The sequence below is a fragment of the Streptomyces sp. DSM 41931 genome (genome assembly GCF_050271085.1).
Taxonomy (GTDB): Bacteria; Actinomycetota; Actinomycetes; order Streptomycetales; family Streptomycetaceae; genus Streptomyces; species Streptomyces albogriseolus.
Genome location: NZ_CP189902.1, coordinates 1,855,922 through 1,869,029, shown reverse-complemented (window position 1 = coordinate 1,869,029; position 13,108 = coordinate 1,855,922). Strand labels below are relative to the sequence as shown.

The window sequence follows — 13,108 nt, the reverse complement described above, 5'->3', positions numbered from 1 at the left end:
GGTCCGGCGGCCGCCGGCCTGTGTGCCGTACTCCTTGATCATCCAGAAGGTGCCGAACCATGACAGTCGCCATCGACCGCGCGACCGGCAAGCGCCGCGGTGACCGCGCGCCCCGCCCCGGGCTGGGCCAGCGCCTGAAGCACTCCTACCAGAAGCACTGGTACGCCTACGCCATGATCGCGCCGGTGGCCCTGGTGCTCGGCGTCATCGTCCTGTACCCCCTGGGTTACGGCTTCTACCTCACGCTCACCGACGCGGACAGCCTCAACTCGGCGCGCACCATCGGCGTCAACGAGATCGCGGCCACCTACAAGTTCATCGGCATCGACAACTACGCCGAGATCCTGTGGGGCGAGACCGCCTACGACCGGTTCTGGTCGCACTTCATCTGGACGATCGTGTGGACGGCCGCCTGTGTCGCCCTGCACTACGGCATCGGCCTGGGCCTCGCGCTGCTGCTCAACCAGAAGCTGCGCGGCCGCACCTTCTACCGGCTGGTCCTCATCCTGCCGTGGGCCGTGCCGACCTTCGTCACCGTCTTCGGCTGGCGCTTCATGCTCGCCGACGCCGGCATCATCAACTCCGGCCTCGACTTCCTCGGCCTGCCCACCCCGGCGTGGCTGGAGGACTCCTTCTGGCAGCGGTTCGCCGCGATCATGGTCAACACCTGGTGCGGTGTGCCGTTCATGATGGTCTCCCTGCTCGGCGGACTGCAGTCCATCGACAGCACCCTCTACGAGGCGGCCGAGATGGACGGCGCGAGCGCCTGGCAGCGGTTCCGCCACGTCACCCTGCCCGGTCTGCGCTCGGTCAGCTCCACCGTGGTGCTGCTCGGCGTCATCTGGACGTTCAACCAGTTCGCGATCATCTTCCTGCTGTTCGGCAACACCGCGCCGGACGCGCAGATCCTCGTGACCTGGGCCTATTACCTCGGCTTCGGGCAGCAGCCGCGCGAGTTCGCCGAGTCCGCGGCCTACGGCATGCTGCTGCTGGCCATCCTGATCGTCTTCACGTCCTTCTACCGCCGCTGGCTGAACCGCAACGACCAGCAGCTCGCGATCTGAGGCGGGAGTCCCCATGAGCACCTCGACCCTCCCCACCGCCGCCGAGGCCGGCCGGCCCGCCGACGAGCGGACCGCCGCGCCCCGCAAGGGCCGCCGGCGCGGTGAGGTCAGCCCCCTGGGCCGCCTCACCTCCCACGGCATCCTGATCGTGGCCAGCCTGATCGCGCTGTTCCCGGTCGCCTGGCTGGTCTTCCTGTCCCTCGGCCCCGACAAGGACGACTATCTGCGTCCCGGCGGCATCTGGGGCAAAATGACACTGGACAACTACTCGTTCGTGCTGCAGAACACGAACTTCTTCCACTGGCTGAAGAGCTCGCTGATCGTGTCGCTCGGCACCACGGTCATCGGCGTCTTGGTGGCGGCCACCACCGGCTACGCGGTCTCCCGCATGCGCTTCCCGGGCTACAAGAAGTTCATGTGGGTGCTGCTGGTCACCCAGATGTTCCCGGTGGCCGTGCTGATGGTGCCGATGTACCAGATCCTGTCGGATCTGCAGCTCATCGACAGCTACCTGGGCCTGATCCTCGTGTACTGCTCCACGGCGGTGCCGTACTGCGCCTGGCTGATGAAGGGCTATTTCGACACCATCCCGTTCGAGATCGACGAGGCGGGGCGCGTCGACGGGCTGAGCCCGATCGGCACGTTCGCGCGGCTGATCCTGCCGCTCGCCAAGCCGGGGCTCGCGGTCGCCGCGTTCTACAGTTTCATCACCGCGTTCGGCGAGGTCGCCTTCGCCACCACGTTCATGCTCGACGACAAGAAGTACACACTGGCGGTGGGTCTGCAGAGTTTCGTCAGTGAGCACGACGCCCAGCGGAATCTGATGGCCGCGACGGCTGTGCTGATCGCGATACCTGTGTCCGCGTTCTTCTATCTCGTGCAGAAGAACCTGGTTGCCGGTCTTACGGCCGGTGGCACCAAGGGGTAACGCCGTTCGGGGTGACTGCCGTCGGCCGGCTGCGGCATCGTCGTGGCTGGTCGCGCCCTCGCGGCGGAGCCGCACATCGGCAGAGCCCCGCGCCCCTTCGGGGGCGCTTGCCCCCTCCCCGGGTCCGAGGCGGTTGCGGTGGCCATCCGACCCCGCTGTCACCGCAACCGCCTCGTTTCGCCGCCCGCCCCCACCCGCTTTCCTGCCCGAACTCGTATCAAGGACGACATGAGCCAGCACTCCGCCGCCCCGGCCCCGACCCCCACGACCGACTCGGCCGTCGCCACCGTCGCGCGGCGCCGTGACTGGTGGCGGGACGCGGTGATCTACCAGGTGTACCCGCGCAGCTTCGCCGACAGCAACGGCGACGGCATGGGCGACCTGGAAGGCATCCGCTCCCGTCTGCCCTACCTGCGCGACCTCGGGGTGGACGCCGTGTGGCTGAGCCCCTTCTACGCCTCCCCGCAGGCCGACGCCGGCTACGACGTCGCGGACTACCGCGCCGTCGACCCGATGTTCGGCACCCTGCTCGACGCGGACGCGCTGATCCGTGACGCCCACGCGCTGGGCCTGCGGATCATCGTCGACCTGGTGCCCAACCACTCCTCCGACCAGCACGAGTGGTTCAAGCGCGCCCTCGCGGAGGGCCCCGGCTCGCCGCTGCGCGAGCGCTACCACTTCCGCCCCGGCAAGGGCGAGAACGGCGAGCTGCCGCCCAACGACTGGGAGTCGATCTTCGGCGGCCCGGCCTGGACCCGGGTCACCGAGCCCGACGGCACCCCCGGCGAGTGGTACCTGCACCTCTTCGCGCCCGAGCAGCCCGACTTCAACTGGGAGCACCCGGCGGTCGGTGACGAGTTCCGCTCCATCCTGCGGTTCTGGCTGGACATGGGCGTGGACGGCTTCCGCATCGACGTGGCCCACGGCATGGTGAAGGCCGCGGGCCTGCCGGACCTGGGCGCCCACGACGAGATGCGGCTGCTGGGCAACGATGTCACCCCGTTCTTCGACCAGGACGGCGTGCACGACATCTACCGGCAGTGGCGTCTGATCCTCGACGAATATTCCGGCGACCGTATCTTCGTCGCCGAGGCGTGGACCCCGACCGTGGAGCGCACCGCCAACTACGTCCGTCCGGACGAGCTGCACCAGGCGTTCAACTTCCAGTACCTGGCGACCCACTGGGACGCGGCCGAGCTGCGCGAGGTCGTCGACCGCACCCTGGACTCGATGCGCCCGGTGGGCGCCCCGGCCACCTGGGTGCTGTCCAACCACGACGTCACCCGGCACGCCACCCGGTTCGCCAACCCGGCGGGCCTCGGCACGCAGATCCGCGAGGCCGGCGACCGTGAGCTGGGCCTGCGCCGGGCCCGCGCGGCGACCCTGCTGATGCTGGCGCTGCCCGGTTCGGCCTATGTCTACCAGGGCGAGGAGCTGGGCCTGCCGGACGTCGTGGACCTGCCGGACGAGGTGCGCCAGGACCCGGCCTACTTCCGCGGCGCGGGCCAGGACGGCTTCCGCGACGGCTGCCGGGTGCCGATCCCGTGGACCCGTGAGGGGTCGAGCTACGGCTTCGGCGACGGCGGCAGCTGGCTGCCGCAGCCGGAGGGCTGGGGCGAGCTGAGCGTCGAGGCGCAGACCGGCGTGCCCGGCTCCACCCTGGAGCTGTACCGTTCCGCGCTCGCCGTGCGCCGCGAGCAGGCGGACCTGGGCGCGGGCGACGCGGTGGAGTGGCTGACGGCGCCCGAGGGTGTGCTGGCCTTCCGCCGCGGGGACTTCGTGTGCGTCGCCAACACCACGGGCGCGCCGGTGACCGTGCCCGGGTACGGACGGGTCCTGATCACCAGCGGCGAGGTGGAGGAGACGGGCGGCGAGGCCGTGGTCGCGGCGGACACGACCGTGTGGTGGACGACGGCCTGACGGTCGTACGCCCGGCAACTTTTTTCCTTCAAGTTGGTACGGCCCGCTGCCCTTTCGGGTTGCGGGCCTCTAACATCTGCGTTGCCGCAAGGTTGCTGAAGTTTTCTGCAAGAAGCTTCAAGCAGCCCCTGCCGGTACTCCCCACACCCTTCGACGATGAAGGATCCCCACATGGCACGCAGAACCCTCGCCGGGATCGCCGCCCTCGCGGCCGCCTCGGTTGTCATGACCCCGACGGCGGCGGAGGCCTCCCCGCCCGGCTCCAAGGACGTCACGGCCGTCCTCTTCGAGTGGAACTTCGCCTCGGTCGCCCGCGAGTGCACCACCACCCTCGGCCCCGCGGGCTTCGGCTACGTGCAGGTCTCCCCGCCCGCCGAGCACATACAGGGCTCCCAGTGGTGGACGTCGTACCAGCCGGTGAGCTACAAGATCGCCGGACGTCTGGGCGACCGCGCCGCCTTCAAGAACATGGTCGACACGTGTCACGCGGCCGGCGTGAAGGTCGTCGCCGACACCGTCATCAACCACATGTCCGCCGGCAGCGGCACGGGCACCGGCGGCTCGTCGTACACGAAGTACACCTACCCCGGCCTCTACTCCTCGTACGACTTCGACAACTGCACGTCGCAGATCAACAACTACGGCGACCGCTGGAACGTCCAGAACTGCGAACTGGTCGGCCTCGCCGACCTCGACACCGGCGAGGACTACGTCCGCGGAGCCATCGCCCGGTACATGAACGACCTGCTCTCCCTCGGCGTGGACGGCTTCCGCATCGACGCGGCCAAGCACATCCCCGCCGCCGACCTGGCCAACATCAAGTCGCGTCTGACCAACCCCTCCGCCTACTGGAAGCACGAGGTCATCTTCGGCGCCGGCGAGGCCGTCCAGCCCACCGAGTACACCGGCACCGGCGACGTCCAGGAGTTCCGCTACGCCTACGACCTCAAGCGGGTCTTCAACAACGAGAACCTGGCCTACCTGAAGAACTACGGCGAGGGCTGGGGCTATCTGACGAGCGGCTCGGCCGGCGTCTTCGTCGACAACCACGACACCGAGCGCAACGGCTCCACGCTCAGCTACAAGGACAACGCCACCTACACCCTGGCCAACGTCTTCATGCTGGCCTGGCCCTACGGCGCCCCGGACATCAACTCCGGCTACGAGTTCACCGACCACGACGCCGGTCCCCCCAACGGCGGCCGGGTGGACGCCTGCTGGCAGAACGGCTGGAAGTGCCAGCACAACTGGCGGGAGATCAGGTCCATGGTCGGCTTCCGCAACGCCACCCGGGGCCAGGCGGTCACCAACTGGTGGGACAACGGCGGTGACGCCATCGCCTTCGGCCGGGGCAGCAAGGGCTTCGTGGCGATCAACCACGAGTCCGGCTCCCTGACCCGCACCTACCAGACCTCCCTCCCGGCGGGCACGTACTGCGACGTGCAGAGCGACAAGCCGGTGACGGTGGACGGCTCGGGCCGGCTCACGGCGACCCTCGGCAGCAACACCGCCCTCGCCGTGTACGCGGGCAAGAGCGCCTGCTGAAGCACAACTGTGACGTCCGGCGGCCGGTTCCGTGGCCGCCGGACGTTAGCGTGATCACGGGGTCCGCACCGGCCCCCGCTGGGTGAGGACAGGCGGCGCGATCCCTTCCACGCGTCCGTCTTCCGCGCCGCAGGGGGAGCCGTCCAATGGCTTACAACAACACCACCGGACGCCCGCCCGGACGTGTCGCGGCACGCCTGCGGGCGCTGCTGGTCCCGCTGATCGTCCTCGGCGCGATCGTCGGCTACAACGTCTACAAGAACGACGACGACTCCTCGTCCGCCTCCTCGCCGCTGCCGTCGTCCTCGTCGTCGTCCACGGCGCCGGACGAGAAGTCCGGCGACTGGAAGGTCGGCGACTGCGGCGGCCCGGACCCCGAAGGCTCCGGCGACAGCTACCAGGCGTTCGACTGCGACGACCCCGGCGCCACCTTCAAGGCCCTCGAGATCATGGACGCGGCCATCCTGCCGGACTCCATCCAGTGCCCGGCCGGCACCGACATCATCATCCAGGTGTCCCTGTCCTTCGGGGGCTCCGAGAGCGGCGGCATCCCCAACAGCACCGTCTGCGGGCGCAATCTGTCCGGCGACCACCCCGGTGACGCGGGCGCGGGCGGCGGGCAGCTGGTGAAGGGTGACTGCATCGACGCGGGCGCCCAGGAGATCGCCTGCGCTCAGGCCGGGTCCGCCGACTACAAGGTCCTGGACCTGACCAAGACGGAGGCCGAGTGCCCCTCGGGCACCACGGACCCGCTGAAGCTGACGCTCGCGATCGGCCGTCCGTACGACTACATCTGCGCGACCGCGGCGGCCTGACGGGCCATCCGCCACCCGCACTCCGCGCCGCCGGTCTCCCCGACAGGAGACCGGCGGCGCGCCGTTTCCCCCTCCTTGCCCGCCGGACTCGTCCGCTCCTGCCGGAAAGCTCCCGCTGGAAGTTCTTGCCGACAGTTTCACGACTATTGCTGTAAGGCTTTCAACGACGGTACGGTCACGCCGACGCTCCGGTGATGTGGCCGAAACAGGCCCCGCCGGGGCGTGGGGTCGGACCCAATGAGCCGTAAGCGCAAGGAGTTCACGCCTTGATACCCAGATGGCCCGCGCCCCCGGGGCGCCGCACCGCGCGGGGCCGCCGCGTCGCCGCCGTCACGGTGGCCGCGCTCGCCGCGGCACTCGTGCAACCGGTCGCCGCCCGAGCCGCCACCCCGCCCGCGCCCCCCTCGGACGCGAAGCTCGCCGCCTCCCCGGCGCGCCACGACCTGACGCGGGAGCAGTTCTACTTCGTCCTGCCGGACCGTTTCGCCAACGGGGACACCGGCAACGACCGCGGCGGACTGACCGGTTCGCGCCTCACCCACGGCTACGACCCCACCGACAAGGGCTTCTACCAGGGCGGCGACCTCAAGGGCCTCACCAGGAAGCTCGACTACATCAAGGGGCTCGGCACCACCGCCATCTGGCTGGCGCCGATCTTCAAGAACCAGCCCGTGCAGGGCAGCGGCAAGGACGCGTCGGCCGGCTACCACGGATACTGGATCACCGACTTCACCCAGGTCGACCCGCACTTCGGCACCAACCAGGACCTCGAGACCCTCATCGACAAGGCCCACGCCAAGGGCATGAAGGTCTTCTTCGACGTCATCACCAACCACACCGCCGACGTCGTCGACTACGAGGAGAAGTCCTACGGCTACCTCTCCAAGGGCGCCTTCCCGTACCTGACGAAGGACGGGGTGCCCTTCGACGACGCCGACTACGCCGACGGCGCGAAGACGTTCCCGCGCGTGGACGCCGGCACCTTCCCGCGCACCCCCGTGGTGCCCGCCGCGAAGAAGCGGCTCAAGGTGCCGTCCTGGCTCAACGACCCGTCGATGTACCACAACCGCGGCGACTCCACCTTCGCCGGCGAGTCGGCCGAGTACGGCGACTTCTCCGGGCTCGACGACCTGTGGACCGAGCGTCCCGAGGTCGTCGACGGCATGGAGAGGATCTACCAGCGCTGGGTCAGGGACTTCGACATCGACGGCTTCCGGATCGACACCGTGAAGCACGTCAACATGGAGTTCTGGACCCAGTGGGCCACCGCGCTCGACGCCTACGCGGCGAAGCACGGCCGGGACGACTTCTTCATGTTCGGGGAGGTGTACTCCTCCGACACGAACGTCACCGCCCCCTACGTCACACAGGGCCGGCTCGACGCCACCCTCGACTTCCCCTTCCAGGAGGCCGCCCGCTCCTACGCCTCCCAGAGCGGCAGCGCCAGGAAGCTCGCCTCGGTCTTCGGCGACGACTACAAGTACACGACCGACAAGGCCAACGCGTACGAGCAGGTCACCTTCCTCGGCAACCACGACATGGGCCGCATCGGGACGTTCCTGAAGCAGGACAACCCGGAGGCGTCCGACGCCGAGCTGCTGCGGCGGGACATGCTCGCCAACGAGCTGATGTTCCTCAGCCGCGGCAACCCGGTCGTCTACTACGGCGACGAACAGGGCTTCACCGGCGCCGGCGGCGACAAGGACGCCCGCCAGACCCTCTTCGCGTCCCGCACCGCCGACTACCTCGACGACGACCTGATCGGCACCGACCGCACCCACGCCGAGGACGCCTACGACACCCGCTCCCCGCTCTACCGGCAGATCAGCGCACTCGCCCAGCTGCGGAAGGCGCACCCCGCGCTGACCGACGGCGTCCAGCAGGAGCGGTACGCCGACGACGGCCCCGGCGTCTACGCCTTCTCGCGCACCGCCACCGGCAAGGACACCACCGAGTACGTCGTCGCCTTCAACAACGCCGCGGAGACCGAGCAGGCCACCTTCGCGACCGGATCCGCCCGGACGACCTTCCAGGGCATCCACGGCACCGACGCGACCGTGCGCAGCGACGCCGACAAGAAGATCACCGTCTCCGTCCCGGCCCGCTCCGCGATCGTCCTGAAGGCCGCCGCCCCGCTCGGCACGCCCGAGGCGAAGCCCACGCTCACCCTGAAGGCCCCCGAGGCGGGCGCCACCGGCACCGTCGAGCTCACCGCCGACGTCCAGGGCGGTCAGCTCAACCGGGTCGTCTTCGCCGCCCAGACCGGCAACGGGACGTGGCGGACGCTCGGCTCCGCCGACCACGCCCCCTACCAGGTCACCCACACCATCGGCGCGGACGTGCCCGCCGGCACCGCCCTGCGCTACAAGGCCGTGGTGATCGACTCGGCCGGCCGCACCGCGAGCGCCCTGGCCGCCTCCACGACCGGCGCCCCGCCCGCCGAGGAGGAGCCCACCGCCGCCTCCCGCGACTACGCGATCGTCCACTACCAGCGCCCCGACGGCGACTACGAGGACTGGAGCCTGTACGCCTGGGGCGACCTCGCGGACGGCGAGGCCACCGAGTGGCCCGCGGGCCACGCCTTCACCGGCCGTGACGCCTACGGCGCCTTCGCCTGGGTCAAGCTGAAGCCGGGCGCCTCCGACGTCGGCTTCGTGGTGGTCGACAAGGACGGCAACAAGGACGTCGCCGCCGACCGCACGATCGACGTGACCCGCACCGGCGAGGTCTGGATCAAGCAGGGCGACGAGACCGTCGCCACCGAGCGGCCCGAGTACCCGGCGCAGGACACCACCAAGGCCGTCCTGCACTACCACCGCGCCGACGGGAACTACGACGGCTGGGGCCTGCACACCTGGACCGGAGCCGCGAACCCCACCGACTGGTCGAAGCCGCTGGAGCCGGTGAAGACTGATGCCTATGGCGCTGTCTTCGAGGTGCCGCTCGCCGAGGGTGCCACCAGCCTCAGCTACATCCTCCACAAGGGCGACGAGAAGGACCTGCCCACCGACCAGTCGCTCGACCTCAGGGCGAACGGCCACGAGGTGTGGCTGGTGAGCGGGCAGGAGAAGTACCTGCTGCCGCAGCCCGCCGGGTCCGCGGCCGCTCTCGACCTGACCACCTCCAAGGCGGTCTGGATCGACCGCTCCACCCTCGTCTGGGACGGCTCCGCCGCGGCCGCGTCCACCCAGCTCCTCGCCTCCCGCACCGGCTCGGTCACGGTGAAGGACGGCAAGCTGGACACCGGCGACGCCCGCTGGATCCGCCTGTCGAAGTCGGCCCTCACCGACGCCCAGAAGGCCGAGTTCCCCCACCTCGCCCAGGGCACCGCCTGGACCGTCGACCCGCGTGACCGCGACCGGGTGCGCGAGGCCCTGCGCGGCCAGGTCGTCGCCACCCAGCGCGCCGCCAACGGAGCGGTCCTCGCGGCCACCGGCGTGCAGATCGCGGGCGTCCTCGACGACCTGTACGCGGCCGGCGCCACCGAGGCGCGGCTCGGCCCGGTGTTCCACCACGGCCGGCCCACCCTGTCCGTGTGGGCGCCGACCGCGCGGAAGGCCGCCCTGGAGATCGGCGGCCGTACGGTCGCCATGCGCCGCGACGACGCCACCGGCGTCTGGTCCGTCACCGGCCCCGCCTCCTGGAAGGGCAAGGAGTACCGGTACGCGGTGACCGTGTGGGCGCCCGCCGCCGGCGAGGTCGTCACCAACAAGGTCACCGACCCGTACGCGACCGCCCTGACCACCGACTCCGAGCGCAGCCTCGTCGTCGACCTGGCCGACCGGTCCCTCCAGCCGCGCGGCTGGGACAGCTACACCAAGCCCAAGGCCGTGCCGCTGAAGGACGCGCAGATCCAGGAGCTGCACATCCGCGACTTCTCCGTCGAGGACCGCACGGCGAAGAACCCGGGCACCTACCTGGCCTTCACCGACAAGGACAGCGACGGCAGCAGGCACCTGCGGAAGCTGGCGCGGGCCGGCACCTCGTACGTGCACCTGCTGCCCGCCTTCGACATCGCCACCATCCCCGAGCGGAAGTCCGAGCAGGCGACCGTCGACTGCGACCTCGCCTCCTACCCGGCCGACTCCGACAAGCAGCAGGAGTGCGTCGCCAAGGCCGCGGCCAAGGACGCCTACAACTGGGGCTACGACCCGTACCACTACACGGTCCCCGAGGGCTCCTACGCCACCGACCCGGACGGCACGGCCCGCACGGTCGAGTTCCGGAAGATGGTCAGGGCGCTCAACGAGGACGGCCTGCGCGTGGTGATGGACGTGGTCTACAACCACACCGCCGCCCACGGCCAGGCGAAGACCTCCGTGCTCGACCGGATCGTCCCCGGCTACTACCAGCGGCTGCTCGCCGACGGCTCCGTCGCCAACAGCACCTGCTGCTCCAACACGGCGCCCGAGAACGCCATGATGGGCAAGCTGGTCGTCGACTCGGTCGTCACCTGGGCCAAGGAGTACAAGGTCGACGGCTTCCGCTTCGACCTCATGGGCCACCACCCGAAGGAGAACATCCTCGCCGTCCGCAAGGCCCTCGACGCCCTCACCCTGAAGAAGGACGGCGTCGACGGCAAGAAGATCATCCTGTACGGCGAGGGCTGGAACTTCGGCGAGATCGCCGACGACGCCCGCTTCGAGCAGGCCACGCAGCAGAACATGGCCGGCACCGGCATCGCCACCTTCTCCGACCGGGCCCGTGACGCCGTGCGCGGCGGCGGACCCTTCGACGAGGACCCCGGCGTGCAGGGCTTCGCCTCCGGTCTCTACACCGACCCCAACTCCTCGGCCGCCAACGGCACCCCGGCCGAGCAGAAGGCCCGGCTGCTGCACTACCAGGACCTGATCAAGGTGGGCCTGAGCGGCAACCTCGCCGACTACACCTTCACCGACACCGACGGCAAGGAGGTCAAGGGCTCCCAGGTCGACTACAACGGCGCCCCCGCCGGCTACGCGGCCGCCCCCGGCGACGCCCTCGCCTACGCCGACGCGCACGACAACGAGTCGCTGTTCGACGCGCTCGCCTTCAAGCTGCCGCAGGACACCCCGGCCGCGGACCGCGCGCGCATGCAGGTCCTCGCCATGGCGACCGCCGCCCTCTCGCAGGGCCCGGCGCTCTCCCAGGCGGGCACCGACCTGCTGCGCTCCAAGTCCCTGGACCGCAACTCCTACGACAGCGGCGACTGGTTCAACGCCATCCACTGGAACTGCGCGGACGGCAACGGCATGGGCCGCGGTCTGCCGCCGGCCGCCGACAACAAGGACAAGTGGCCGTACGCCAAGCCGCTGCTCGGCTCGGTCACGGTGGGCTGCCCGCAGATCGAGGGCGCCTCGGCCGCCTACCGGGACCTGCTGCGGATCCGTACGACGGAGAAGGTGTTCTCCCTCGACACGACGGACCAGGTGCAGTCCCGGCTGTCGTTCCCGCTGTCCGGGAAGGACGAGACGCCCGGCGTGATCACCATGCGGCTGGGAGACCTGGTCGTGGTCTTCAACGCCACGCCCGAGCGGCAGCAGCAGCGCGTCGCCGCGCTCGCCGGGACCGGCCACCGCCTGCACCCGGTGCAGGCGGCGGGCGGGGACGCGGTCGTGAAGACCTCGTCCTACGCGAAGGCGACCGGCACGTTCACCGTGCCGGCCCGCACGGTGGCGGTGTTCACCGCCGGATGACCGGCTGACCGGCTGCGGCTAAGGTGGGCCCTCCTGACCTGCACCAGGAGGGCCCATGCCGCAGATCACCGTCGACTACTCGGACAACCTGGCGGACGGTTTCGACCGGCCCGCCTTCGCGCGGGACCTGCACGTGGCCGTGGTGGAGATCGCGGCGGCGAAACCGCCCGCGTGCAAGACGCGGTTCCGGCGCACCGAGGACCCGGTGGTCGGCCCCGACATCGAGGGGCATGCGCTGGTGCACGTGCACATCGCCCTGCTGGCCGGCCGCACCGACGAGACCAAGGCCCGCCTCGCCGAGGCGGCCCTGGACCTGCTGCGGCAGTACGTCAAGCCGGCCGACGGCCGGACGCTGCACGCCTCCGCCGAGATCCGCGACCTCGACCCGTCCTACCGGAAGTTCGAGGGCGAGTAGCCGGGCTCACTCCCCGGCCAGGGAGATCAGCCGGGCGGCGAGGTCGGTGAACGGGCCGTCGCCCGGCTCCTGCTTGACCAGTCCCCGCAGCAGCGTGGCGAGTTCCTCGTCCCGGGCCGCGGCGACCGCGGCCAGCGCCGCGAAGTCCTGCACCAGCTGGGTCTCCAGCTCCTCGCGCGGCACCCGCCGCCCGTCCAGCCAGATCAGCGCCGTCGACTCCACCAGCGAGATCCACGAGCGCACCACCAGCTCGAGCCGGGCCGGAGCCGGGCCCACCACGCCCATGTGCGCCAGCATCTGCTCGTACGCGGCCTGACGCACCGAGTCCACCAGCGCGTTGGTGGTCGAGGAGCCCACGGCGGGGCCGCCGCGCATCAGGGCGGAGAAGCCGGGGCCGTGCTCCTCCACGAAGTCGAAGAAGCGCGCCATCACCCGCCGCAGCCGCGTCCCAAGCGGACCTTCGTGCGGCTCGGTGAACCGGGACGACAGATCCTCCGCCGCCCGCCTCAACGCGGCTTCGTACAGGCTCAGTTTGCCGGGGAAGTAGTGGTAGACGAGCGGACGCGAGATGCCCGCCCGGGACGCTATCTCGTCGATCGAGACCTCTTCCGGGGAACGCTTGCTGAACAGCTCGAGAGCCACGCCGATCAACTGCTGCCGGCGCTCCTCGACTCCCATCCTCCGACGCACCCCGGTACCCATACGAACACCTTACCGATCGATTCCGGCCTCCCACGGGCCGGAGC

8 protein-coding genes are annotated in these 13,108 nt (G+C 70.2%); 7 read left to right on the top strand and 1 reads right to left on the bottom strand.

Annotation, left to right across the window (positions count from 1 at the left end):
* Positions 1-59: 59 nt before the first annotated feature.
* From ACP7TJ_RS08800 to ACP7TJ_RS08770, 7 genes are all read left to right on the top strand, one after another.
* A complete protein-coding gene (locus tag ACP7TJ_RS08800) occupies positions 60-1,064 on the top strand; it encodes a carbohydrate ABC transporter permease (RefSeq protein WP_093767892.1) in 1,005 nt (334 codons plus the stop codon).
* A 13-nt stretch (positions 1,065-1,077) separates the two neighbouring features.
* The gene (locus ACP7TJ_RS08795) at positions 1,078-1,992 is read left to right on the top strand and encodes a sugar ABC transporter permease (RefSeq protein ID WP_093767893.1); all 915 of its coding nucleotides are present in this window, start codon (positions 1,078-1,080) and stop codon (positions 1,990-1,992) included.
* 228 nt (positions 1,993-2,220) lie between these two features.
* Positions 2,221-3,912, top strand: coding sequence for a glycoside hydrolase family 13 protein (locus tag ACP7TJ_RS08790; RefSeq protein ID WP_427762702.1), 1,692 nt, complete (start codon positions 2,221-2,223; stop codon positions 3,910-3,912).
* A gap of 171 nt (positions 3,913-4,083) precedes the next feature.
* Entirely contained in the window at positions 4,084-5,457 is a 1,374-nt protein-coding gene (locus ACP7TJ_RS08785; protein ID WP_093767895.1) for an alpha-amylase, read from the top strand.
* Positions 5,458-5,603: 146 nt separating this feature from the next.
* Entirely contained in the window at positions 5,604-6,272 is a 669-nt protein-coding gene (locus tag ACP7TJ_RS08780) for a hypothetical protein (protein WP_427762699.1), read from the top strand.
* 266 nt (positions 6,273-6,538) lie between these two features.
* On the top strand, positions 6,539-11,947 hold the full coding sequence (gene pulA / locus ACP7TJ_RS08775; protein WP_427762697.1) for a pullulanase-type alpha-1,6-glucosidase: 5,409 nt from the start codon (positions 6,539-6,541) through the stop codon (positions 11,945-11,947).
* A 55-nt stretch (positions 11,948-12,002) separates the two neighbouring features.
* A complete protein-coding gene (locus ACP7TJ_RS08770) occupies positions 12,003-12,362 on the top strand; it encodes a 5-carboxymethyl-2-hydroxymuconate Delta-isomerase (RefSeq protein WP_189910259.1) in 360 nt (119 codons plus the stop codon).
* 6 nt (positions 12,363-12,368) lie between these two features.
* On the opposite strand, the gene ACP7TJ_RS08765 is transcribed toward ACP7TJ_RS08770, so the two are convergent.
* Positions 12,369-13,064, bottom strand: a complete 696-nt coding sequence (locus tag ACP7TJ_RS08765; protein WP_093767899.1) for a TetR/AcrR family transcriptional regulator — start codon at positions 13,062-13,064, stop codon at positions 12,369-12,371.
* Between the last annotated feature and the right edge of the window lie 44 nt (positions 13,065-13,108).